Source organism: Gammaproteobacteria bacterium (assembly GCA_033720895.1).
Classification (GTDB): domain Bacteria; phylum Pseudomonadota; class Gammaproteobacteria; order Natronospirales; family JAJUFS01; genus JAWWBS01.
Map to the genome: position 1 here is coordinate 11,873 of JAWWBS010000016.1, position 21,395 is coordinate 33,267.

Annotated in this window: 26 protein-coding genes; 10 read left to right on the forward strand and 16 right to left on the reverse strand. The window is 62.0% G+C overall.

Translation table 11 applies throughout. From position 1 onward, the window contains the following. Nucleotide 1: 1 nt before the first annotated feature. From R3217_04185 to R3217_04220, 8 genes are all read left to right on the forward strand, one after another. Nucleotides 2–478, forward strand: coding sequence for a hypothetical protein (locus R3217_04185; GenBank protein ID MDX1454636.1), 477 nt, complete (start codon nucleotides 2–4; stop codon nucleotides 476–478). Beyond that, on the forward strand, nucleotides 475–957 hold the full coding sequence (locus tag R3217_04190) for a hypothetical protein (protein ID MDX1454637.1): 483 nt from the start codon (nucleotides 475–477) through the stop codon (nucleotides 955–957). The genes R3217_04185 and R3217_04190 overlap by 4 nt, the downstream gene beginning before the upstream one ends. Before the next feature lie 113 nt (nucleotides 958–1,070). Next, nucleotides 1,071–1,799, forward strand: coding sequence for a hypothetical protein (locus R3217_04195; GenBank protein ID MDX1454638.1), 729 nt, complete (start codon nucleotides 1,071–1,073; stop codon nucleotides 1,797–1,799). Between the two features lie 87 nt (nucleotides 1,800–1,886). Next, entirely contained in the window at nucleotides 1,887–2,531 is a 645-nt protein-coding gene (locus R3217_04200) for a ParA family protein (protein ID MDX1454639.1), read from the forward strand. A 570-nt stretch (nucleotides 2,532–3,101) separates the two neighbouring features. Then, complete coding sequence (locus R3217_04205; GenBank protein MDX1454640.1) at nucleotides 3,102–3,305, forward strand: hypothetical protein; 204 nt, start codon at nucleotides 3,102–3,104, stop codon at nucleotides 3,303–3,305. 74 nt (nucleotides 3,306–3,379) lie between these two features. Next, nucleotides 3,380–4,525, forward strand: a complete 1,146-nt coding sequence (locus tag R3217_04210; GenBank protein ID MDX1454641.1) for a GGDEF domain-containing protein — start codon at nucleotides 3,380–3,382, stop codon at nucleotides 4,523–4,525. Next, nucleotides 4,522–4,929 carry a DUF423 domain-containing protein gene (locus R3217_04215; GenBank protein ID MDX1454642.1) on the forward strand — a complete coding sequence of 136 codons (408 nt, stop codon included), beginning with the start codon at nucleotides 4,522–4,524 and terminating at the stop codon, nucleotides 4,927–4,929. The genes R3217_04210 and R3217_04215 overlap by 4 nt, the downstream gene beginning before the upstream one ends. Nucleotide 4,930: 1 nt before the next feature. Further along, a complete protein-coding gene (locus tag R3217_04220) occupies nucleotides 4,931–5,581 on the forward strand; it encodes an SOS response-associated peptidase (protein MDX1454643.1) in 651 nt (216 codons plus the stop codon). Between the two features lie 2 nt (nucleotides 5,582–5,583). On the opposite strand, the gene R3217_04225 is transcribed toward R3217_04220, so the two are convergent. Both R3217_04225 and R3217_04230 read right to left on the reverse strand, forming a co-directional pair. After that, entirely contained in the window at nucleotides 5,584–5,988 is a 405-nt protein-coding gene (locus R3217_04225; GenBank protein ID MDX1454644.1) for a hypothetical protein, read from the reverse strand. Between the two features lie 39 nt (nucleotides 5,989–6,027). Further along, complete coding sequence (locus R3217_04230; protein MDX1454645.1) at nucleotides 6,028–6,894, reverse strand: NAD-dependent epimerase/dehydratase family protein; 867 nt, start codon at nucleotides 6,892–6,894, stop codon at nucleotides 6,028–6,030. Between the two features lie 97 nt (nucleotides 6,895–6,991). Here R3217_04230 and R3217_04235 point away from each other — a divergent pair, with 97 nt between their 5' ends. After that, nucleotides 6,992–8,050, forward strand: a complete 1,059-nt coding sequence (locus R3217_04235; protein MDX1454646.1) for a CDP-6-deoxy-delta-3,4-glucoseen reductase — start codon at nucleotides 6,992–6,994, stop codon at nucleotides 8,048–8,050. A gap of 3 nt (nucleotides 8,051–8,053) precedes the next feature. Here the strand turns inward: R3217_04235 and R3217_04240 are convergent, their stop codons facing one another. The 10 genes from R3217_04240 to speA all read right to left on the reverse strand — a co-directional run bounded on the left by R3217_04240 (nucleotide 8,054) and on the right by speA (nucleotide 17,560). Further along, complete coding sequence (locus R3217_04240) at nucleotides 8,054–9,259, reverse strand: heme biosynthesis HemY N-terminal domain-containing protein (protein MDX1454647.1); 1,206 nt, start codon at nucleotides 9,257–9,259, stop codon at nucleotides 8,054–8,056. Continuing rightward, complete coding sequence (locus R3217_04245) at nucleotides 9,259–10,362, reverse strand: uroporphyrinogen-III C-methyltransferase (protein ID MDX1454648.1); 1,104 nt, start codon at nucleotides 10,360–10,362, stop codon at nucleotides 9,259–9,261. Before R3217_04245 ends, R3217_04240 begins: the two co-directional genes overlap by 1 nt. A 34-nt stretch (nucleotides 10,363–10,396) precedes the next feature. Further along, complete coding sequence (locus R3217_04250) at nucleotides 10,397–11,161, reverse strand: uroporphyrinogen-III synthase (GenBank protein MDX1454649.1); 765 nt, start codon at nucleotides 11,159–11,161, stop codon at nucleotides 10,397–10,399. After that, complete coding sequence (hemC, locus tag R3217_04255; protein MDX1454650.1) at nucleotides 11,158–12,090, reverse strand: hydroxymethylbilane synthase; 933 nt, start codon at nucleotides 12,088–12,090, stop codon at nucleotides 11,158–11,160. The genes R3217_04250 and hemC overlap by 4 nt, the downstream gene beginning before the upstream one ends. A gap of 90 nt (nucleotides 12,091–12,180) precedes the next feature. After that, nucleotides 12,181–12,918 (reverse strand): LytTR family DNA-binding domain-containing protein, encoded by a 738-nt coding sequence (locus R3217_04260; protein MDX1454651.1) that lies wholly within the window; start codon nucleotides 12,916–12,918, stop codon nucleotides 12,181–12,183. 12 nt (nucleotides 12,919–12,930) lie between these two features. Beyond that, nucleotides 12,931–14,052 (reverse strand): sensor histidine kinase, encoded by a 1,122-nt coding sequence (locus tag R3217_04265; protein ID MDX1454652.1) that lies wholly within the window; start codon nucleotides 14,050–14,052, stop codon nucleotides 12,931–12,933. 64 nt (nucleotides 14,053–14,116) lie between these two features. Beyond that, nucleotides 14,117–14,989, reverse strand: a complete 873-nt coding sequence (locus R3217_04270; GenBank protein MDX1454653.1) for an NAD(P)-dependent oxidoreductase — start codon at nucleotides 14,987–14,989, stop codon at nucleotides 14,117–14,119. A gap of 2 nt (nucleotides 14,990–14,991) precedes the next feature. Beyond that, nucleotides 14,992–15,360, reverse strand: a complete 369-nt coding sequence (locus R3217_04275) for a VOC family protein (protein ID MDX1454654.1) — start codon at nucleotides 15,358–15,360, stop codon at nucleotides 14,992–14,994. Then, nucleotides 15,357–15,674, reverse strand: coding sequence for an antibiotic biosynthesis monooxygenase (locus tag R3217_04280; protein ID MDX1454655.1), 318 nt, complete (start codon nucleotides 15,672–15,674; stop codon nucleotides 15,357–15,359). Before R3217_04280 ends, R3217_04275 begins: the two co-directional genes overlap by 4 nt. A 2-nt stretch (nucleotides 15,675–15,676) precedes the next feature. Beyond that, nucleotides 15,677–17,560 (reverse strand): biosynthetic arginine decarboxylase, encoded by a 1,884-nt coding sequence (gene speA / locus R3217_04285; GenBank protein ID MDX1454656.1) that lies wholly within the window; start codon nucleotides 17,558–17,560, stop codon nucleotides 15,677–15,679. A 120-nt stretch (nucleotides 17,561–17,680) separates the two neighbouring features. On the opposite strand from speA, the gene speE reads away from it, so the two are divergent. Next, entirely contained in the window at nucleotides 17,681–18,547 is an 867-nt protein-coding gene (gene speE, locus R3217_04290) for a polyamine aminopropyltransferase (GenBank protein ID MDX1454657.1), read from the forward strand. 18 nt (nucleotides 18,548–18,565) lie between these two features. Here the strand turns inward: speE and R3217_04295 are convergent, their stop codons facing one another. The 4 genes from R3217_04295 to glnK all read right to left on the reverse strand — a co-directional run bounded on the left by R3217_04295 (nucleotide 18,566) and on the right by glnK (nucleotide 21,364). Next, on the reverse strand, nucleotides 18,566–19,843 hold the full coding sequence (locus R3217_04295) for a hypothetical protein (GenBank protein MDX1454658.1): 1,278 nt from the start codon (nucleotides 19,841–19,843) through the stop codon (nucleotides 18,566–18,568). A gap of 38 nt (nucleotides 19,844–19,881) precedes the next feature. Next, nucleotides 19,882–20,340, reverse strand: a complete 459-nt coding sequence (locus R3217_04300; protein MDX1454659.1) for a DUF4124 domain-containing protein — start codon at nucleotides 20,338–20,340, stop codon at nucleotides 19,882–19,884. A 15-nt stretch (nucleotides 20,341–20,355) separates the two neighbouring features. Next, nucleotides 20,356–20,841: a DUF4124 domain-containing protein gene (locus R3217_04305; GenBank protein ID MDX1454660.1), complete on the reverse strand. Its 486-nt coding sequence runs from the start codon at nucleotides 20,839–20,841 to the stop codon at nucleotides 20,356–20,358. 184 nt (nucleotides 20,842–21,025) lie between these two features. After that, nucleotides 21,026–21,364, reverse strand: a complete 339-nt coding sequence (gene glnK / locus R3217_04310; protein ID MDX1454661.1) for a P-II family nitrogen regulator — start codon at nucleotides 21,362–21,364, stop codon at nucleotides 21,026–21,028. Between the last annotated feature and the right edge of the window lie 31 nt (nucleotides 21,365–21,395).

Sequence of the window (21,395 nt, forward strand, 5' to 3'; positions counted from 1 at the left end):
CATGAGTAACCTCGTTTTTGAAAGGTCGGCGGCCGAAGCCGAGCAAGCGCTTTCAGCGCTCATGCAACGCTTGTCGCATGACAGGAACAGCGGCCTGGCGGGTGAAGTAAAGGACGGCTGGCTGGATATTCGCCGCCGTGGTTGGCAGTGGCATCCGTTTTCATTGCGGGGCCAGATCAAGCCCGAGGGCGATCGCCGCTCCAGCCTGGAGCTGCTGTATACGCCGCACCCTGCCATCGCGATCATTGGCGTCCTGCTGGTCCTGCTGATCGGTGTTTCTTTTTCGGTGGCGTATCTGGTTGTCGGCGAGCTGTTTACATTCAGTTCTTCGGTGCAACAGGGGCGTTTCTTGGGAGCTGTCTTCGTGTTGCCCCTGGCAGCCATTGGTGGCTTCATCTGGATGTTGGGAAGAGGATCTCCCGGGCAGTTGCGCTACGAGGTTGCGCAGATTCTGGAAGCAGGGGTAAAAGAGTCATGAGCGAGAATGATCAACAGCAAGAGCCAGCATTGGCAAGCAGGTTGAGGGCATGGATGGATTCGCACGTACCGCCGGCCATCCAGGGATTCCAGGGCATTCAGCTGATCATCGCTTATCACCTTATCGTCGCTGCCATCATGCTGGTGTTTCTCTTCCTGGCCGACAATGTCGGCGAGCGCCTGACCATGATGATTGCGACCTTGCTCTATGGCTGGATCGCCTACGCGCTTTTCTCGGTGCGCAAGAATGGTTGGCATCTCGCTCGCATTGTTTCGTTCATTACCGTCATCCTGAACGCCGTTGCCGTCGCATGTGCGCCAGAGGCGATTGCGGATGGCGATGGGAGTCTCGCGCTGGTGGCGCTGGACATCCTGGTATTGCTGGTCAATATCCAGATCCTGGCCTACTTGCGACGACCGTTGTTGCGCGAGATCTATGGTGTGCCGGAGTTCGACGCTGACGCGGATGGCCCGGGCTGAGATGCGCCGAGCGGGATGTGACGTGACCGACACATCGATCGCACGACAATCTGTCATACTGCCTCCTGCCTGTTGTCAGCAACAGCGAATCAACATCGACCCCGGGGAAGGCAATGAGGAATTACCTGTCACTAGCGTTCTTGCTGCTTGCCGGCCAGGCGCAGGCCATGCCGACCAACGCCGCGATTGCCGTCATGTTCGGCGAAACCGAAACCGTGTCGGCCTCGGCCATGCCGGAGACCGAGAACCATGACCGTCGCCTGGATTTCCGCTACCGTACCCGCGATACCTATTACACGCTGATCGGCCTTTTCGATCGCGAAGAATCGCTCAGCCGCGGCACGACTTTCGATGCAGCCAGCGTCGCGACGTATACCGGTCCGGCCTACACTTTCGATTACATCGACGAATCCGCCATCCAGCAACGCGGTTACGAACTGATTTTCATGCAGTACTGGCCGACGTCCAGTGGCCTGGAGGTGCATGCCGGGTTCGGCGCTGCCCGGCTGGCGAACACGATTGATTACACTGCGGTGTTGTTCGACGAGACGGACACGAGCCTGACCACGACCAGCCTGCGCCAGGAAGAACTGAAAGAGACGTCCGGTATTGCAGCGCTGGCATTCCGCGGCCGCTGGAATTACATCGGCATGCACGTCGAAGCGCGTTATTACCACAAGGTCCCGGTTGCCGATCCCTTCGCTGCCGAGCTCGATACGGACCAGACATGGCTGTCCGCCGGCCTGGATTTCTGGTTCGGCGAGAGCCTTGCCCTGGGATTGCGCTACATGGACGACGAGGTGTTCGAATCGCTGGGCGCCACGCTGACCTGGTCTTACTGATAGACCGGTCCTGCGCCTGCAAAGCATCGTCCAGCGACTATACTGGAAGCCAATTCCCGTTCGGTTGTCTGAGAAGAGGAGGCAAGCATGCGTCGCTACCTGGTCATGAACGCCAAAGGCGGTTGCGGAAAATCCACCCTGGCCACCAATATCGCGGCGTACTTCGCCTCGCAGTGGGAGAACGTCAATGTCACCCTGGCGGATTTCGATCCGCAGCAGTCTTCCATGGACTGGCTGGATGCGCGCCCCGAGGATCGGCCGCAGATTACCGGTATCAACGCCTATAAAGACGGCCTCCGGTCGCTGGCACCGAACACCGACTACCTGGTCATGGATGCGCCGGCTTCGACGCATGGCAAGGACCTGACCGCGCTGGTCAAGCATGCCGAGACCATCATCCTGCCGGTGCTGCCGTCCACCATCGACATGAAGGCCATCGGGCGTTTCATCGAGGAAGTGCGCGATGTCGGTCGCGTCGAACGCAAGGAAGTGAAACTCGGCGTCATTGCCAACCGGGTGCGCGAGAATTACACCATTTTCGAAGAACTGGATGACTTCCTGACCCGCATGCGGGTGCCTTACCTTGGCCACCTGCGCGATGCCCAGAACTACGTTCGAGCCTATACCCGGGGCCTGGGCGTCTGGGAGCTGCCGCCCTACCTGGCGACCCCGGATTGGGAGCAGTGGGAGCCGATCGTGAAGTGGTTGGAGTCGAAAAAGTCGCAACCTTGAGTGCCGGCATGGCGCTCGGATCGATGCAACATCCAATGGAAGAGCCCCGCTTCGTCGGGGCTCTCGTCGGTTTGGTTGCCGCTTGCCGTTACTGGACGAAAATTCAGGTTCGGTTTTGTAGGCTTTTGCCTAGCGGCGCGTAAGTGATAGCCCTCTCCCAATTATGACCAGTTTTTTTGATAAATGTGGGTATTCGATTTCTTCTTCGGCGATTATTTCCCTCCAGGTGGAAATAAAAAACTAACCAAAAGTCTGCAGCATTCCTGTCGGAGGGCTATTATCTAAGTAAGATTTTTGCACTGCGGGGGAACTAAGGCATCTGGTCAGTGTCTTAAGCAGTAACCGACGCCATTAGGGGGCGTCGTTCATCCACCTCCGAGCTTATGTGACTTGCGCGGCCCTTCCCCCGGGCCGCTTTTTTTGTGCCTGCTTCCTGCACGGCCTTGCCAGCAACCCTTGTTTAATTTCCGGTTTATTAGTGGTTTTCCTGACATGAGGCGCCGCGATCGGGTGCGACACTGGGCAACGATCTGAAATTCGCCCATCAACCACCTGTCATGGAAGGCAAACATGAAGAATGACAACAAGCTCGAGCCGGCGATATCGCAGCAAATCCGCTCCCAGTTCATCAGCATCGAGGTCGAGGTCACGGAAACCGGCGAACCACGGCTGGTTCTGCAGGGAGCTTACCTGAAGCTGGCTGGCTTCCAGGCTGGCGATGTTGTCGATGCCATCGTGCAACCCGGCCTGATTTCGCTGCTGGAAATCGACTGATCACATCCCGCTCGCCTGCTTGCTAGGAAAATTTCCCGACCTCCGGTATTTTCAGTACCTCGGAGGGGAAGGGAATGACGCCCAACAAGAAGACACCGGCTTTATGGATGCCACAGGACCCCGCCATGCTGGCGCTGGCCAGCGAGGGCGAGTGGCTGCTTGCGCGTGTCCGGGTATTTCTCAATCTGCTCCTCCTGATCACACCAACCTGGAAGCTGCTGCATTACCCGCAGGTCCCGATCTTCTTCTGGGGCTTCTGGATCACGGCGTTCGCCACCATGATGTCCGTGATCATCCTGTTGATCCTGCGTCGCTATGGCTACAGTCCCTTGCTTGGCTTGATGACGTCCTTGCTGGATGGCAGTTACATCACGTTTGCGCTGGTCCTGTTCATGACGCTTGCCGGTCCCTTGATGGCGCTGAACAGCCTGGTGGCGTTTGAAATCTATTTCCTGGCCATTTTCGCCACAGCCCTGCGTTACGACCCTCGTATCTCGGCTGTGACCGGCACGGTCATCACGTTGCAGTACGCACTGATCTGGTGGTTTGCCGCTACCTATTGGAACCTGGGTTCCGAGGAATTCATCCGGCCGGGTCAACGCCTCTACCAGCCTTTCGACCAGGTCACGCGCCTGATTTTCCTCGGATCTTCAACCCTGCTGGCCACACTGGTCGTTACCCGCGTGCGGGAGCTGGTGTTGCGATCGATTTTCGATGGCCTGACCGGCAGCTTCACGCGTCGTTTTCTTGATGCGCACCTGCAATACGAATTCGATCGCGCCCGGCGTGACGGTCACAAGATTGTCATCGCCATGCTGGATGCCGATTATTTCAAGAAGATCAACGATACCTATGGCCATGCTGTTGGCGATGAAGTGCTGAAACTGCTCAATCAGCGCATACGACTCCGCATGCGACGCACGGACGTGCTCGCGCGCTATGGCGGCGAGGAATTCGTCATCGTGATGCCGGAGGCCAGCATCGCTACTGTCCTGCCGAAACTGGAGGTCCTGCGCCACGAGTGCGCTGCCGACCCCATGCATGTCGGCTCCGGTGAATTGATCAAGGTCACCTTCAGCGCCGGGCTTGCGGAGTATCCGGCAGACGGCAAGCGGCCGGAAGAGGTTCTCGATGTCGCCGACAAGCGCATGCTCGACGCCAAGGCACGCGGACGCAATCGCATCATCGTAGAGACGCGCAAACCGCTGGAGGATTCATGAACGCCGCAATGCCGCCCGAGCGCTGGATGGCAATCTCCTGCGTGTTGCTGGCACTGGCCGTGATGTTCGGCGCTTTCGGGGCGCATGCACTGCGCGGGCAACTGGAAGCCGATGCATTGCGCAGCTACCAGGTGGCGGTCGACTACCATTTCTCCCAGGCCATTGGCCTGTTCCTGCTGGGGCTCGCGGCGCGCGATTCCCGGCTGCGACTGTCCGGACCCTTCTGGTTGATGCTGGCAGCATTGCTGGTGTTCTGCGGCTCCCTTTATGCACTGGCGCTGACGGACCTCCCGGGCATCGGCATCCTGACCCCGGTTGGCGGGATCGGTTTCGTGCTCGCCTGGACGTGGGCTGCCTCGCTGTTCTGGCGTCATGCTTCCGGCAATAAGACTGGCAGCGACTGACATGTGCGGCCGCTACTTCCTGCATAACGAAAAGCTGCCGGTCGCGGAATTGTTTGCCGATGGCTGGGCCTGGGAGTCGACGGATTTCCCGGCCAATGGTCGCTACAACCTGGCGCCATCACAGCACTTGCCGGTGGCATTGCGACTTGATGGCCGCAATGTCATTCAGTCGCGTGCGTGGGGCCTTGCACCCGCCTGGCTGAAGGATTCCTCCAAGGCCCAGATCAATGCGCGAGGCGAGACGGCGCACGAAAAGCCCATGTTCCGGAAGGCTGTGAAGTCTTCACGCTGTCTCGTGCCGGCAACCGGTTGGTACGAGTGGCGGATGCTTGATGGCAGGAAACAACCCTATGCGCTTGCTGCTGCCGATCGTGACCCCGTCATGTTTGCCGGCATCGAGGAAAACGATACGTTTGCCATCATCACTACCGAGGCGATCCCGGCACTGGTCCATGTACATCACCGCATGCCGCGCGTCCTGTCGGCAGCGGAACAGAATGCCTGGCTGCAAGGCAGCGTGGAAGATGCGGTGGAGATTCTTGCCGGAAAGCCACGAGGTGCCTTCGCGGCCTGGCCGGTGGACCGGCGGGTCAATTCACCGCGCAACGATGATCCCGCATGCATCCAGCCTGTCGAGCTCGACGAGGACTGACGTCAGCTGCTGGCAGGCAAGGGTGACTTGTCGGGCGGCACGAAAGTGCGTCGGGCCTGGTCGGACTCCAGCAACGCTTCACTGTAGTGAGCCGCCAGCAGTTCGCGTGCATCACTGATCAGTTCAGGACAGGACTCGAGAAAGGCTTCCCAGTCAGGTGCCGGATACGCGTCCCGCCGCGCCGCGATGATGTGCATCAACGCCAGGGTCAGCGTGAGGTGAAACTTTTCCGGGGCACCGATGGTGGTGGCGTAACGCTGGATTGCCAGCGAACATTTCATGGCCGCTTCCGCCAGTGGACCTTGCTCGAGATAGAGCCAGGCAGCCCGCAGGTGATTGCGATGGTTGAATGCTTCACTTGGCAGCGAGCAATCTTCCAGGGCTTGAAGAAATTCGGCGTCATTCATGCGCAAGATTGTAGTCCGCCGAGGACGTTGTTGCGAGGGTCAGTCCGGACGGTCTGCTTCATCGAGACTGGCCCGCAGGCCCTGGCGAAAATCAGGATAGTGCAGCTGGAATCCCGGCAGCCCCAGCAGCTTGCTGGCGTCCACGCGCTTTGAATCCCGCATGAACTCGAGTGCCTTCTCGGAAAAATACTGGCTTGCCTGTTGTCGCGAGATGCGAGCAGGACGCGGCAATTCCAGCAGATCAGCCAGCGCATCGTAGAGTTCCGCAGTGCTGGAGGGGCTGCCATCGGCCACATTGTAGACCCCGGACTCTCCCTGCCCGGCGCAGGCAACCGCGGCGCGCGCCAGGTCGTCTACGTGAATGCGATTGCTCCAGCCTGCTTCGCCAGGGTCGAGCACCGGCCGGCCTTCGCGGACCTTTTCAAGCGGCAATCTGCCTGGACCGTAAATGCCGGCAACGCGCAATATCACGGTCCTGGCTGCGGTGTCCTTGCCCCAGCTTGCGACCAGTTGCTCGGCCGTCACGCGGCGGCGACTTCGGTCGTTACCCGGGCGCAGCGTCGCTGTTTCGTCGACCCACTCGCCAGCGCGGTCGCCATAGACGCCCGTGGTGCTGAAATAGACCAGCAAGGGTGCTCCCGGGAGCAGTGCCAGGAAGCGTGCGAGGCGATGGTCGGAATCCGGCCTGTCGCTGCCATCCGGAGGCACGGTGTAGTAAACGCAATCCACCAGGGGCAGCTCGGGAGAAGCGCGCTCGTCATCCAGGTCCAGCACCACACCGGACTCGGCATCGCCGCCCGCCGGCGAATTCCCGGGCCGGTGCGTGGCCCACACGGTATCGTTGGCATGCAGCCGGGCGATCCGGGCTCCCGTGTACCCGCCGCCTGCTATCAGGATTCGCGCCATGCCTGGTCAGCTCCCTTGTGGCCGGGTCACGCCCCTTCGGACATGACCGTTCAAATTTGCGAAAATGGCAGGCACCCACTCTACCGCGAGCCACCGAATGACAGCCAACGTTACCTTGCAGCCCAGCGGCAAGCTGCTGGTCGTACGCGAAGACGAATCCATCCTGGACGCAGCCCTGCGACAGGGTGTGGCGTTGCCGTATGGCTGCCGCTCGGGGAGTTGTGGCACGTGTGAATGTCGACTGGTCGACGGCGAAGTCGATTATCCCGATGTCCCGCCACTGGCATTGACCGATGAAGATATCGCCAATGGCGCCGTGCTGACCTGCCGGGCACATCCATCCACGGACCTGGTGCTCGATGCGCAGGAGCTTGCCGGCGCCGGCGACATTGTCATCAAGACCCTGCCCACCCGCGTGGTCCGACTCGAAAAGCTCTGCCATGACGTCATGGGTGTCTGGTTGAAGCTTCCCGCTGTCGAGCGACTGGCGTTTCGTGCTGGCCAGTACATCGACATCCTTCTCAAAGACGGCACCCGTCGAAGCTTTTCCCTTGCCAATCCGCCGCATGACGACGAATTGCTGGAATTGCACATCCGTCATGTCCCGGGCGGGCAGTTCACCACCGAGGTGTTCGACGACATGCGTGAGAAAGCCTTGTTGCGCCTGCAGGGGCCGCTCGGCACGTTCTACCTGCGCGAGAATTCCGATCGGCCCGTCATCATGGTCGGCGGAGGAACCGGTCTTGCTCCCTTGAAGGCGATGGTCGAGTCCGCGCACTACCACGGCATCACGCGCCCCATACGGCTGTACTGGGGTGTGCGTGCCGAGCGTGATATCTATGCCCGGGAGTTGCTGGAGCAGTGGTCATCGACCTTGCCCGATTTTCGCTACACCATCGTCCTCTCCGATCCGCAGGAGGATGATGCATGGGAAGGCGCGGAAGGTTTCGTGCACGAGGTCGTGGTCGAAGATTACCCGGACCTCGCAGCCTATGATGTCTACATGGCAGGTCCGCCCCCGATGGTGGAGGCGGGCAAGAAGGCATTCCTCAAGGCCGGCCTGCCTTATGAGCGGCTGTTCTTCGATTCATTCGATTTTGCTGCGGAGGTGCAGGCCAAGCTGGACGAGCTGGCCGCGGCTGACCGCGGCGAGTGATGGTCAGCGCCCGGTCGGGCCCTTGCTGCCCACGGGGCACATTTCCAGTCCCTTGCGGTAGGCCTGCATGGCGGCTTCGGGCTGGCCGAGTTCCTGCAGCAGGCGCCCGAGTCGCTGGTAGCTCCGGGGAGTTTCCTTGAGACGGAGACTGGTTTCGAGGTACCCGCGGGCCTTGCCCCAGAGACTGGCTGCTGCACAAAGCGAACTGGCGGCCGCCAGCAACTCGGCCGAATCGCCACGGCTTTTCAGCCAGCTTTCGACACGACCAATCTGCTTTTCAATCTGCGAGCTGCGCACGTCGCCGTACAACAGCACCAGGTCCGCATCCCAGTTGGACTTCAGGGCATCGCGCAGCATCGACTCGGCCTGGTCATGACCATTTGCATCCATGTACGCCCGGGCAAACGCTGCCACGATGACGGCATCCCGTCGCAATCGGCGGGGCGTGGTCTTCCAGAGGCCATCGAGTGCACTTATGCCGCGACCTCCCGCGTTGCGGACGGCGGCCCCCAGGCTCTGTTGCTCGAGGTCCTCGATGACCTTCGGGTTGATGCCGCGTGCCTTGCGCAGCCGCGGCAGCAGGTTCTCGACGCCGTGCCAGTCACCGAGCTCGACGTAGGCTTTCGCCAGCAAGCGCAGCGCAAAGGCATGCCCGGGCTCGATCTCCTGGATGCGCTTCAGCGTTGCCAGGGCGTGCTCGTACTGGCGATGCGACATCTGCAGGTCCGCCTGCGTCAGCAACACGGCCTTGGTCGCTTCCGGCGTCGACTCGTAGGCCGCTTTCAGGTAGATGTCGCGCCGTTCATCGGCACCAAGCAACTGCGCGGCCCGTGCGGCAGCGAGGTAGTTGATCAACGGTGTTTCGGCATCGTTGGCATGCTTGATCAACTGGCGTTCTCCGCGGTCCCAGTGGCCTTCGGCAATCTGGATCAAGCCGTTCATCTGTGCCTCACGGCCACGAGCCAGTCGCCGCCGCCGGGCAGCCGCGCGCAGGCGTTCCGGTGCGGTCAACACGGCCATGATGACGGCTTTCACCAGCCACAGCAGGGCGAGCAACAGGATGGCTGCAGCCAGGAAGGTGGCCAGCGTCATCTCGACAACGTCGCCGCCGTGGAATATGCGCACCAGGCCCTGGTCGCTTGCCAGCATGAGGCCGAGTGCGATGGCGCCGGCCAGCGCCAGGACAATGCCAAGTATCCACTTCAACATCAGTCGCGCACCCCGTTGCCGTTGATGCGTCGGAATTCCTCAAGTGCCGGGGTCACATCGGGAAGCTCGGGCTGGAGGTTGATATCCAGCAGGCCGTTCATGTCAGCCAGCATGATCTTCACCGCGCCGTCTTCCGAATCGAAGTAATCCGCCAGCCAGCGTCGCGCCATTTCCAGGCTGTCGCGATAGCTGCGCGCATCCGAGCGCAGCAGCGCAGCGCGCGCCGCCGCCAGCTGCAATTCCAGGTTGCGAGCCAGGAAGAAGCTGTCCTCGGGAGACAACAAGGGGCGCGGCGGCTCGGCGGGTTGCACGTTGATCAGTTTCCGGGAAAGGCGCTCCCAGAGCGCATCCAGGCGAGCCAGCCAGCCAGCCTCGGTGTCGGCCGTGGCGGCGTCTTCAAGGTCGCTGGCATGGGCGCTTTGCGCCAGCGGCAGGTCGGCCACCCGCTTTTGCATGCTCGACAGCTTCACGGCCATGCCCGAAACATCCGGCAGGGACACCTCGGCCAGTGCCGCAAGGTGAGTTGCTATGCGCTCGCGTACCGGCAGGTAACGCGGATCGGCCAGGTCTCGCAACCGGTCGTCGGCGGCCTGCAGTGCATACACCGTGGCATTGACGTCGCCGGTCAGGTAAAGCTCGTCGGCTGCAATGCGCAGCAGGTATTCGACCTCGGCCTGCACCAGGGCGCGGCGGCCACCTTCGGCAGCATCACGCAAGGCATCCATGCTGCTTTCCAGTCCCTGCAGGCGATCTTCCAGCGCGTCGCTGCGCGCCTTGTCGGCCGTCGCCAGTGCCTCCAGCTCGGCAACACTGGCACGGGTTTCTTCCAGTGCGCGGAGGTCGGCGGCGAGGTTTTCCAGCCGGTCCTGCTGGGCGTTGAACTGTCCCTGCAGCGCGCCGCGTTCCGCTTCCAGCCACTGCCAGCCAAACCAGCCGCCAGCCGCGCCGCCTGCCAGCACCACCAGCAACAGGAACCATGCGAGGCCGCCGCCGGAACGCGCCGGCTGGGAAGCACGCCCGTTCCTGGCCTCGGCTGGCTTGTCGTTGTCCGCCTTGGCCGGGGTGGTGTTGCCGGTCGCTTCTTGCTGTGGCTTGTCACTCATCTGAACATGTCCTGTCTGGGCGCGGGGTCGATGGTCATTGTTGTTTCTTCTGGCCGGACCACCAGCGGGTCAGGGCGGTCATGATGGCCCGATCGGCCGTGCCATCGGCAAGGATGGGCGCTTTTGCTGCACCGGCCTGCTCGGCCAATTTAATCACACGCGCCGAGGGTGCGACCAGCTGGACCTCTGCCAGCAGCCGGTCCGCTTCCTTGCCGAGCAAGGCGAGGAGCGCATCCAGGCTTTCGCCGCTGGTCACGACCACGGCATGCAGGCGGCCCGCGGCCAGTGCGGCCAGCATGGGACGAGCATCGGGTGTGGCCGGTCGGCGACGATACACGGCCGCCGACACCGCCTTGGCGCCACGCTCGAACACGGCATCAGCCAGCGCTGTCCGTCCACCTTCGCCCTTGACGATGCAGACCTTCTGCTCCGCCGCCGGGTCGAAGTCCGGGCTGGCCAGCAGGCCCTCGGAGGTCTCTTCCCCGATTTCAGGGACGATGATCAGGCAATCGCGACCCAGGGCCTCGCCCAGGGCATCGGCGGTTGTCCGGCCAATGGCAGCAAAGCGTGCCCGGGCGGGCAGGTTCAATGACGGGGCGTGCTCCACGGCAGCCGTGCTGGTGAAGACATACCAGTCGGCATCGAGCGGAAAGTCGTCCAGTGGCATTGACGTGCTTTCGATGGCCAGCACCGGCAGCGAAAGTGCCGTGCCGCCTTCAGCGGCAATGGCCTTGCACAGCGACTGGCCACGGCCGGCCGGTCGCGTGACAACAATGCCGGCGCCTGCCAGCGCCCTCATGTGGCCTCGCGCAGGCGGGCAAGTACCTCGCCGGCTCCGCGAGCCAGCATGTCCTCGGCGACGGCATGACCCAGCGCTTCCGGATCACTGGCCGGCCCGCGAGCCTCGCCGCTGATGACATCGCGCCCGTCCGGCATGCCGACCAGCCCGCGCAGGTGCAACTCGTCACCCTGCAGCACGGCATAGCCGGCGACGGGCACATCGCAGCCACCCTTCAGGCGGGCGTTGAGCGCGCGTTCGGCGCGGGTCACCTTGTCGGAATCCGCATGCACCAGGCATTGCATGGCGTCGAAGATGTCCGTGGCATCGCTGCGGCATTCGATCCCCAGCGTGCCCTGGCCAATGGCAGGCAGGCTGACTTCCGGCAACAGGCGACTGGCGATTCGCTCGTGCATTTCCAGGCGCTTGAGGCCGGCTGCAGCCAGGATGATGGCATCGTATTCGCCATCATCCAGCTTCCGCAGCCGGGTCTGCACGTTGCCACGCAGCGTTTTCACATCAATATCCGGGCGTTGGGCGCGCAGCTGGCATTGCCGCCTGAGGCTGGACGAGCCGACCACGGCCCCTTGTGGCAGCTCGTCGAATTCACGGTAGTGGTTGGAGACAAAGGCGTCACAGGGATCGGCCCGCTCCAGGATGGCGGCCAGCTGGAAACCTTCCGGCATTTCCGCGGGTACGTCCTTCATCGAGTGCACGGCGATGTCGGCGCGCCCTTCCAGCATCGCGACTTCCAGTTCCTTGATGAAGAGGCCCTTGCCACCGATTCGCGACAGCGGCGAATCCAGAATCTCGTCGCCGCGCGTACTTAGCGGCAGCAGTTCGACCTGGCAATCAGGCATGGCCGCACCCAGCCGGGCAGCGACATGTTCTGCCTGCCACATGGCCAGTGGTGATTTGCGGGTTGCGATGCGTATGCGTTGCGGTGCCACGTGATGCGCTCCTGCCAGTCTCACAAGTCCATGCCGGTCCAGCCGGCAGGCGTATTCTACGCGCTATGCCGCGGTTTTGCTGGCCGCGACTCAACCCTGCCGGATCGAGCGCCGCACTTCCGGTACCAGGCGCCGACTCACTTCGAGCTGGTCACCGGTATCGCGTACGCGCACGTGAAAATGCCCGTCCCCGTCCTTCTCCAGTGCCTCGATGGCCCAGTGTGCGACCAGTGCGTTGCGATGAATGCGCAGGAAGTTCTCGCTGAACTCCTCTTCCAGGGACTTCAGCGAATCCTCGATCAACACCTCGCCGTCACGGTGGCGAACGGTGACGTATTTCTGCTCGGCCCGGAAATAGTAGACGGACTCAACAGCCACCAGTTGCAGGCTGTCACGCACCCGGGCACAGATATGCTGGCGCGCGCCCGCGGCGCGCTGCGGCTCGGCGAGCGCCGATTTCTGTGCTGCATTCGGTCGTGCTGCGCGCTCGATGGCGTTGCGCAGGCGATCTGCGCGCACCGGCTTCATCAGGTAGTCGATGGCATGTGCTTCGAAAGCCTGGATCGCAAACTGGTCGTAGGCGGTGGTGAATATGACCGCCGGCGGCACCTCCAGGTCGGCCAGGTGCCGTGCACATTCAAGGCCGTCCATGCCCGGCATCCGGATATCCAGCAGGATGATGTCGGGATTGAGTGCCTCGACCTGCTTGAGTGTCTCGGTCCCGTTGCCGGCCTCGCCCACGATCTCGACATCGGGAATATCCTTCAACAGGCCCTTGAGGCGAGTGCGTGCCGGCAATTCGTCGTCGACAACCAGGATGCGTTTCATGCCTTCACTCCTTCAGTCTTTCACGCCACTGCCCGCCGGCTGCGGGGCCCGCGGCAGGGTCAGGACCGTGGCAAACAGCTCGCCATCGGGCGCTGCGGTAAGCGATGCCTGCCGGCCCAGTGCCAGCCGAAGTCGCTCGCGGGTATTTTCCAGCGCGATGTTGAGGCCCTTGCTGATGCCGGTGCTGCCAATGGGTAGCGGGTTGCAGATGCGCAATACCGCGTAATCACCCTGTACGGCTGCCTTGATGTGAATGCGGCCGCCATCGGGAGACTTCTCGATGCCATGGTAGATCGCGTTTTCCAGCAGCGGCTGCAGCGTCAGTCGTGGCAGCGGCCAGTCGTCAGGCAGGGCGTCCACGTCCCAGTCGACCTGCAGGCGTTCACCGATGCGCTCCTTCTCGAGTCGCAGGTATTGCTCCGCCAGCTCGCACTCTTCCTTGAAACTGCCCAGCGCGCCCGGTTGTGCAAGGCTGGCGCGGAACAGGTCGGCCAGGTCGAGAACCGTGTGTTCTGCCTTGTCCGGTTCGGACGGGATCAACGCAGCAACGGTATTGAGACTGTTGAACAGGAAATGCGGCCGGATTCTTGCCTGCAACGCTGCAATGCGGGCACTGGCACTGCCTTGCACCTGTTGTTGCCATTCGTACTGGATGTAGAAATATCGCATTGCCACGGCAGAGACGATGGCGCTGATTGCTATGTTGCGGCCCACGAAGGCGAGCGCCTGTTCGCTGGCCAGGGCAAGCGACAGGTAGCGGTCCAGGAGGACCGTGGCGAGGCTCAGCAACAAGGTCACCAGCAGCAGGCCGGCGTAACAGCTCAGGTAGGCCAGCCGCGATGATGCGTTCAGCAACTTGCGACGCAGCAGGCACAGCACGGCTGCACTGGCGAGCGCCTGCCAGAGCATGAACAGCGACAGGCTGATGAAATCGGCCATGACATCCGCGCCAGGTGCCAGGCCACGCGCCATGGTCAGGACGATTGCCACCAGTTCGGCAATCAGCAGGATTTCCACCACCACCCGTGCCGAGCAGAAGTCCGGCAGGAAGCGCATGGCAGGAGAAGCAATGCGGGCATCGTCCCCCGTGGTCGGGGAAAGCTGGCCGTCAGGGTTCCGGTCGCTGTAGCTCATGCGCCTAGTCTTGTCCGGCTGGCCTAGCGGCGCAAGTCGCCTGGCCGCTTCGGCCGGGAAGGAGTCAGCTGTCGGACCGGAACAGGGGTTGCTTCAGCCGGTACAGGGATGAAACGTCCTCGTCGCCATGCCCGGCAGCCATCAGCCGCTCGTAGTGGATGCGGGTCATTTCGATGATCGGCAGCTGGGCATCGAAGGACGCTGCCATCTGCTGGCAGATCGCCAGGTCCTTGTCATGCAGGCTGACCTTGAAGCCGAGCGGGTAGGTGCCACGCGCCATGTTCGGACCGCGATTCGTCAGCATCCAGCTGCCAGCAGCACCCCCGCCAACCACGTCGATCACCTTGTCCAGGTCGAGCTCGTGCGCAGCGGCAAACGCCAGTCCCTCGGCGACTGCCTGGTTAACGCCCGCCACCATGATCTGATTGACTGCCTTGGTGGCCTGGCCGGCACCGACCTCGCCCATGAGGACGCAGCGCTTGCCCATGGCATCCAGCACCGGCTTGACGCGATCGAAGTCGGCGGGCGAGCCGCCGCACATGATCGCCAGGGTGGCGTTCTTGGCGCCCTCGGTACCGCCGGACACCGGGCAATCCAGGAAGCCGGCGCCATGCCCGGCGAGGATCTCGGCTGCCTGGCGGGCGGTCCCCGCGCTGACCGTGGAGCAATCGATCACAACCGCATCTTTCGGCAGCTCCGCAGCCATGCGCTCTACGAGTTCCAGCACATCGGCATCGGCTGAAACGCAGAGCACGACAACTTCGCATTCGCGGGCCAGGGTTTCCGGTGTGTCGAAGCGTCTTGCTGCTTCGCTGCCGGGGAAATCCTGCAGGCGTTGCGGCGAGCGATTCCACACGCCATGCAGCAGGCCGGCCTTGTCGAGATTCAATGCCATCGATTCGCCCATGGCGCCCAGGCCGATGAATCCGGTTTTCATGATCACGCTCCTTGCATGCCTTTCAATTCGATCAGGTAGCCTTCCGGACTCTTCACGAACAGCTTGTGCCGCTCGCGATCCGTACCGGCATCCACGACCCTGGCCGGCACCTGGATGGCTTCCGGCATGGCGGACTCGACCCGCGCAGCCAGCGCCATGAAGTCATCAACAGCAAGGTTCAAGCCGAAATGCATCGTTGCTTCGGGCTCGGCCATGTCCGGTCTTTCATGGAATGTCAGCTTGGCGCCGTGGAAGTCGATATTGATGTAGCCCGCCGGGTCTTCGTGCTCGAGCGTCGCGCCGAGCCCGGTTACGAAGAATGTTCTCGTTTCTTCCAGTGAACGGACAGGCAGCGAGAGATGGAAACTCATGGCGTGCTGCCCGCGCCAATGAAGGATTCGGCTGTTGTCAGCGCTTCGTACTCGGCATCGAGCGCTTCGTATCGTGCTTTCGCCATCTGCCGGAAGGCGTCGAACGCACTGGCCGATGTCCAGTGGTCGGCGGTATAGAAGACGCCCGCATCCTCTTCATCCTGCCAGAGCAGGGTGCCGACATATCCTTCATGCTCCGCAAACAGGCGGGCCCACGTTCCGTCGGAGGCGTAATGCCTGCAAAAAGCCGGGCGTTGCTCGCTCGGTACCTCGTAGCGCCACAGTCGCACATGCGTGCTCGCTGGAATCTGCATGCTCATTTCTCCAGGTAGGTATAACCGGCAAGTCCGTCCTGCATGGCCGCAAGATATCGTGCCTTGGTGTCGGCATCGAATGCAGCGGCATCGATCTTGTTCCGGTAGGCCTCCAGCAGGGCGTCCGGCTCGAAGTGAACGTAGGCCAGCACTTCGTCGGCACGATCGCCTTTCTCCGGCTGGAAGAACTCGAACTCGCCCTTGTCGTTTCGCTCGATGTTCACCGAATCGGTGTCGCCGAAGAGGTTGTGCATGTCGCCGAGGATCTCCTGGTAGGCGCCCACCAGGAAAAACGCGACCAGGTATTCCTCGCCATCCTTGTGCTCGTGGATGGGCAGCGACTTCTCGACGCCTTCGCCGTCGACGTAATAGGAGATGCGCCCATCGGAGTCGCAGGTCAGGTCATGCAGGGTGGCACGTCGGTCGGGTGCCTGGTCCAGGCGGTGCACCGGCATGATCGGGAAGATCTGGTCGATGGCCCAGACATCCGGCAGCGACTGGAATACCGACATGTTGCAGAAATACTTGTCGGCCAGCTTCTCGTTCAGTTCATCGCGCAGTTCGCGCTGCTGCCGAGTGGTCGGCTTCAGCGAGCCGGCCAGCTTGCGACAGATCGCATGGTAGGTGCTTTCCGCGCGAGCGCGCTGTTCCAGCGTCATCACGCCGTGCACGAACATCGCCTGTGCTTCGCCCAGCCAGTAGGCAGCATCGTGGTAGATCTCCAGCAGGGCGCGTCCTTCTTCGTTGCGGTAACCCTCCCACAGGTCGTGCAGGATCATCGGATCTTCCGCCGAGGGTGCGTCCGGCTGCACATCGGCAATCGATTCATGGTCGATGACGTTGGTCACCAGCACGGCATGATGCGCCGTCATGGCCCGGCCGGACTCGGTGATGATGTCCGGTTCCGGCAGTTCGTATTCCTGGCAGATCTCCCACAGCGTGCGCACGATGGTGCTGGCGTATTGCTGCATGGAGTAGTTGGTCGAGTAGGCCGAGCGCGAGCGTGAACCTTCGTAGTCGATACCGAGGCCGCCGCCAACGTCCATGACCTTGATCGGCACGCCGAGCGCATGCATTTCGGCATAGGCGCGGCCGGCCTCGCGCATGCCCTTGGCAATGTCCCGAATGTTGCCGATCTGGGAACCGAGGTGGAAATGCAGCAGTTCCAGGCAGTCGAGCATGTCGGCCGCCTTGAGTTTTTCGGCTGCTGTCAGAAGCTGAGATGCCAGCAACCCGAACTTCGACTTTTCACCGCCGGTGTCCTGCCACTTGCCGGCCGAGGCATGGTTCAGGCGAACGCGCGTGCCCAGCCGCGGCCTGATACCCAGTTGTTTCGCTAGCGCAATGACGTGATCCAGCTCGGAAAGCTTTTCAATCACGATGAACACGCGGTGGCCGAGCTGCTGGCCGATCAAGGCAAGCTCGAGGTACTCGCGATCCTTGTAGCCGTTGCAGACAATCGTCGCGCCGGCTGGCGCCAGCGCCAGTACTGCCATCAGCTCGGGCTTGGAGCCCGCTTCCATGCCGACCCGCTCGCCGCCGGATTCCAGGATGTCACTGACCACGACGCGCTGCTGGTTGACCTTGATGGGATAGACCGCGGTGTACTCGCCGGCATAGGCATTGGCCTCCCTGGCGGCGTCGAAGGCCGCGCAGAGGCTTTTGACCCGATGCCCGAGGATGTCGCCGAAACGGAACAGCACCGGCAGCGACAGGCCATGCTCGTGTGCCCGGTTGGCCAGTTCGTGCAGGTCGACCTTGCCATCTGCCGGGTTGCCGGTCGGGCAGACCTCCAGCGTGCCACTGGGGCTGATATCGAAATAACCGCCGCCCCAGCGCTCGATGGCGTAGCGTTCGCGGTTGGCCTGGATAGTGTCTGCCGACATGCTGGCATCCTCGTTGGGAGATTCGATTGCAGCCGCGATTATAGGAGACATGGCGCGCTCTGGCGAAGCCGGCGTTATACTCGCCGTTTCACCCTTGCAACGCCCAATCTAGAGGACGCCATGGCTGCCGATAACCGACTTCTTGCCGACCGCTGGTTCACCGAGATTGCCGACGAGGCAGATTGCGCCTTTTCGCTGCGCATTCGCGGCAAGGTCTTCGAGGAGCAATCACCCTTCCAGAAAGTCGAAGTCTACGAGACCGAAAGCTGGGGCAATCTCATGGTGATCGACGGCTACGTGATGCTGACCACGCGTGACAATTTCCTCTACCACGAAATGATGTCGCACCCGGTGCTGTTCACGCACCCGGATCCCAGGCAGGTCGTCATCATCGGCGGTGGCGATTGCGGCACGCTGCGAGAGGTCCTGCGTCATCCGGATGTGGAGAAGGTCTGGCAGATCGATATCGACGAAGTCGTCACGCGCGCCGCCAAGAAATTCTTTCCCGAGCTCTGCGAATCGAACGATGACCCGCGCGCTGAATTGCTCTGGATCGACGGCCTGAAGTGGGTGCGCGAGGCGGCCCCGGAGAGCGTTGACGTGGTCATTGTCGATTCCACCGATCCGGTCGGCCCGGCGGAAGGATTGTTCGGCAAGAAGTTCTATCGCGACTGCCTGAAGATGCTGCGACCGGGCGGCATCCTGGTGCAGCAGAGCGAATCGCCCTTGCTGCACGGGAAGCTGTTGCGCGAAATGCGCCGCGCGATGATCGAAGCCGGCTTTGCGGATACGCGCACGCTGGGTTTCCCGCAGCCCTGCTATCCATCGGGCTGGTGGTCGGCCACCATGGCGCGCAAGGGTCAGGCCATTGGCGGATTCCGCAAGGCCGCTGCCGCAATCCTGCCATTCAAGACGGAGTACTACACCGCCGAGGTCCACGAAGCGGCATTGCACATGCCGGCGTTCTTCAAGCGGGACGTCGAATAAAGCGACTTGCAGTGATTCTCAGCTGAGGGCGTCTCTCAGTGCGAGCAGGCGGGCGTGGCGCGGGTGGCCTGTTTCCGCGAGGAAAGGTTCCAGTACTTTCAATGCTGCTTGCGGATCCTTCTTGCGATCGACCAGGTGGTTTGCCTTCAGCAATGCCACATCGAGAAGAATCGGATCGTTCGGGAAACGCTGTGGCGCGAGTGCTGCCAGCATTTCGAAACCGTTGTCCGGACGCAGCCGCCAGGCAGCGCGCGTCAAGCGCAGCCACTCGTCGGCCGAGCGGGTCTTCAAGGTCTGGAAGTGCCGCAGCATCCTGAGCAGCACGTCGACACCGGCATCCTCGCGCTCATCCCTCAGCAAGCGCGACAGCAGCACTTCCGTGTAATGTCGCAGCGCATCCCAGGCACGTCGTTTCTCGAGCTCGTCCAGCACCTCGATGGCTATTGCCGCCGGCAGCTCGGCTGCCAGGTGGCCGAGCGCAAAATGCGCAGCCTCGATGTTGTTGTTGGCCAGGAAACGATCGACCTCGGCCAGCACATCCGGCTCCACTTCCTCGACTTCCCGCGTGTTGAACAGCTTGCTGTCCAGTCCCATGCGCTCGTAGCGGTGCAGGGCAATGAAGCCCAGGTAATGGCAAAGCGCAATCAGCAACCAGACGAAAAAGCAGACCACCATCAGTGTGCCAAAGCCGGTCGCTGTAACCAGCTGTCCCGTTGTCGCAACAAAGGAATCGGCGCGCCCGCTCAGCAACTCGGTCGCAAACCAGCCCGAGCCGATCATCATTGCCAGGAACACCAGGTAGGGCAGGCCAGCATTGGCCAGCGCCGTGAAAATTCGGTCGGGCGAGAACGCCAGCGAGAAGCGATCGGTAACAGCCAGCTGCAACAGGATGATGGGCGCTGCTGCCAGCAGGAGCAGGTTGGCAAACACGACGACCATGTCGGGAGCATCTGCAGACAGGTTGAGTGTTACGGCAAACAAGGCGATGCCGACAAGCAGGGCGGTTCCCTTGCTGAAGCCGACCGACTCCATCGATGACATGCGCGGCGGGTCACCCCTGCCGGAAGCTGTCTCCCTTACTACCAGCAGCAGGAATTGCAACAGCGCCGAGATGGCTACAACCAGCACCAGCAGCCCAAGGATGTTGGTGCCAAACACGACAATCAGGCTGGTGTTGCCGAAGGTGAACCACAGTGCACTGCCGCGCAACGGATACCACAGGATGCGGGGCAGGTATCGAAACAGCGAACCGTTCTTGCGCAAAGCAAGGTCGGCTGGGGAAAGTGACTGGCTCATTTTGCGCGAACCCGGGTCATGATGTCCGCGCCCGTGTTTCAGCGTCCGCAGGCTTCGCGCACTTTTGTCTGCCGTTCGGCTTTCAGCGCACTGATTTCTTCATTGCTCAGGTAGGTCTTGTTGTCGCCTTCACCGCGAGACATGCGCTTGGCCTGGTTGGCTTTCTGCAGTTCCGCACGGGCGGCCTCGCAGGCCTGCTTTTTCTTTTCGCGCTCGGCCTGGGCTTCGGCACGCTCGGCAGCACGTGCCTCGCGCTGTTCGGCATAGCTGTCGAGCAGTTCCCTGCGTGCCCTGGCGCGAGCCTCGACTTCGTCGGAATCGGTGCGGCTGGTCCGAATGGGAAGCTTCTCGACCTGCTCGGTGCCGTCGCAGGCCCGGGCCTGGTAGCTGACCTTGCCGTTCTCGTCCTTGCACTTGTACACCGGATCACCGGCAAGCAGCGGCTGTGACCAGCTGGCCATCACCACCAGCGCAACGGGCATGAAAATGCGGTACATGGCGCGGCTTGCCTGTTACTTGCAGTTGTTTTCGAGGAAGCTGCGTGCCTTCTGTTTTTCCGCACCCATTTCCTCGGCACTCAGCACTCGCTCGGAACCGTCTTCGTTGCGCGCCTTGAGAATGTCCGCATTCTCGTAGGCCTGCAGGTTCTGGCGAGCAATGGCGCATTGTTCCTTGCGAATCTCCAGGTTGCGCTTCATGCGCTCGTCCGTGGTGCTGGCAATCATCTTGTCCAGCAACGGCGTGTCGGAATTGCCGTCGGCCGCATCGCCTGCATCGCCATCGTCACTCGCCGTCGACGGACCACGACGCAGTTTGAGCTTTTCCTGGGAGGTGGCGTCATCGCAGGCCTGCGACTGGTACTTCACCTTGCCGTTCTCGTCCTTGCACTTGTAGACCTCGGCCGCCTCGCTCGGCGCCGCAGCGAACAGGGCCATGCACATGCCAAGCAGCATGATGCCGAACACGGTGTTGCCAGATGAAATGCTGGTTGCTTGCATATCGCGTCTCCCGAAAGCCTCTGTCGGCGAGCGCCCTGCGGGGCAGGGGGCAGGCCGTTGCCACTCATCTTTTATACGCTCAAATCCGAGCCGAAAAAACCGCCAATCGTCTCGCCATCACAGCCGTTCGACCGGCTGCCGCGAAATTCCACAATTTCCGGTACCGATTCTGCGCCCTGGCGCACTACAGCGCCGCAGTGTCGGACTCGCCGGTGCGGATGCGAATGGCCTGTTCGATCGGCGTCACGAATATCTTGCCGTCACCGATCTTGCCGGTGCGGGCGGCGTTGATGATGGCGTCGAGCACCTGTTCCACCAGCTCGTCCGGCACCGCGACTTCCATCTTCACCTTGGGCAGGAAATCGACCACGTACTCGGCGCCACGGTAGATCTCGGTGTGACCCTTCTGCCGTCCGAAGCCCTTGACCTCGGTGACAGTGATGCCCTGCACGCCGATGTCCGACAGCGCCTCGCGCACATCGTCGAGCTTGAAAGGCTTGATGATCGCCGAAACCATTTTCATACCGCTGTTGCCTCCGTTGGCTGGCATTTGC

Bases quoted from the DNA above. Each gene is read 5' to 3' on its own strand.
- R3217_04205 (MDX1454640.1), top strand. From the start codon at position 3,102: ATGAAGAATGACAACAAGCTCGAGCCGGCGATATCGCAGCAAATCCGC.
- R3217_04185 (MDX1454636.1), top strand. From the start codon at position 2: ATGAGTAACCTCGTTTTTGAAAGGTCGGCGGCCGAAGCCGAGCAAGCG.
- R3217_04230 (MDX1454645.1), bottom strand. From the start codon at position 6,894: ATGGCGCGAATCCTGATAGCAGGCGGCGGGTACACGGGAGCCCGGATC.
- R3217_04215 (MDX1454642.1), top strand. From the start codon at position 4,522: ATGAACGCCGCAATGCCGCCCGAGCGCTGGATGGCAATCTCCTGCGTG.
- speA (MDX1454656.1), bottom strand. From the start codon at position 17,560: ATGTCGGCAGACACTATCCAGGCCAACCGCGAACGCTACGCCATCGAG.
- R3217_04300 (MDX1454659.1), bottom strand. From the start codon at position 20,340: ATGTACCGCATTTTCATGCCCGTTGCGCTGGTGGTGATGGCCAGCTGG.
- R3217_04240 (MDX1454647.1), bottom strand. From the start codon at position 9,259: ATGTTGAAGTGGATACTTGGCATTGTCCTGGCGCTGGCCGGCGCCATC.
- R3217_04190 (MDX1454637.1), top strand. From the start codon at position 475: ATGAGCGAGAATGATCAACAGCAAGAGCCAGCATTGGCAAGCAGGTTG.
- R3217_04280 (MDX1454655.1), bottom strand. From the start codon at position 15,674: ATGCAGATTCCAGCGAGCACGCATGTGCGACTGTGGCGCTACGAGGTA.
- R3217_04265 (MDX1454652.1), bottom strand. From the start codon at position 14,052: ATGAGCTACAGCGACCGGAACCCTGACGGCCAGCTTTCCCCGACCACG.
- R3217_04210 (MDX1454641.1), top strand. From the start codon at position 3,380: ATGACGCCCAACAAGAAGACACCGGCTTTATGGATGCCACAGGACCCC.
- R3217_04245 (MDX1454648.1), bottom strand. From the start codon at position 10,362: ATGAGTGACAAGCCACAGCAAGAAGCGACCGGCAACACCACCCCGGCC.
- speE (MDX1454657.1), top strand. From the start codon at position 17,681: ATGGCTGCCGATAACCGACTTCTTGCCGACCGCTGGTTCACCGAGATT.
- R3217_04250 (MDX1454649.1), bottom strand. From the start codon at position 11,161: ATGAGGGCGCTGGCAGGCGCCGGCATTGTTGTCACGCGACCGGCCGGC.
- R3217_04235 (MDX1454646.1), top strand. From the start codon at position 6,992: ATGACAGCCAACGTTACCTTGCAGCCCAGCGGCAAGCTGCTGGTCGTA.
- glnK (MDX1454661.1), bottom strand. From the start codon at position 21,364: ATGAAAATGGTTTCGGCGATCATCAAGCCTTTCAAGCTCGACGATGTG.
- R3217_04200 (MDX1454639.1), top strand. From the start codon at position 1,887: ATGCGTCGCTACCTGGTCATGAACGCCAAAGGCGGTTGCGGAAAATCC.
- R3217_04275 (MDX1454654.1), bottom strand. From the start codon at position 15,360: ATGAGTTTCCATCTCTCGCTGCCTGTCCGTTCACTGGAAGAAACGAGA.
- R3217_04305 (MDX1454660.1), bottom strand. From the start codon at position 20,841: ATGCAAGCAACCAGCATTTCATCTGGCAACACCGTGTTCGGCATCATG.
- R3217_04225 (MDX1454644.1), bottom strand. From the start codon at position 5,988: ATGAATGACGCCGAATTTCTTCAAGCCCTGGAAGATTGCTCGCTGCCA.
- R3217_04220 (MDX1454643.1), top strand. From the start codon at position 4,931: ATGTGCGGCCGCTACTTCCTGCATAACGAAAAGCTGCCGGTCGCGGAA.
- R3217_04270 (MDX1454653.1), bottom strand. From the start codon at position 14,989: ATGAAAACCGGATTCATCGGCCTGGGCGCCATGGGCGAATCGATGGCA.
- R3217_04260 (MDX1454651.1), bottom strand. From the start codon at position 12,918: ATGAAACGCATCCTGGTTGTCGACGACGAATTGCCGGCACGCACTCGC.
- R3217_04295 (MDX1454658.1), bottom strand. From the start codon at position 19,843: ATGAGCCAGTCACTTTCCCCAGCCGACCTTGCTTTGCGCAAGAACGGT.
- R3217_04195 (MDX1454638.1), top strand. From the start codon at position 1,071: ATGAGGAATTACCTGTCACTAGCGTTCTTGCTGCTTGCCGGCCAGGCG.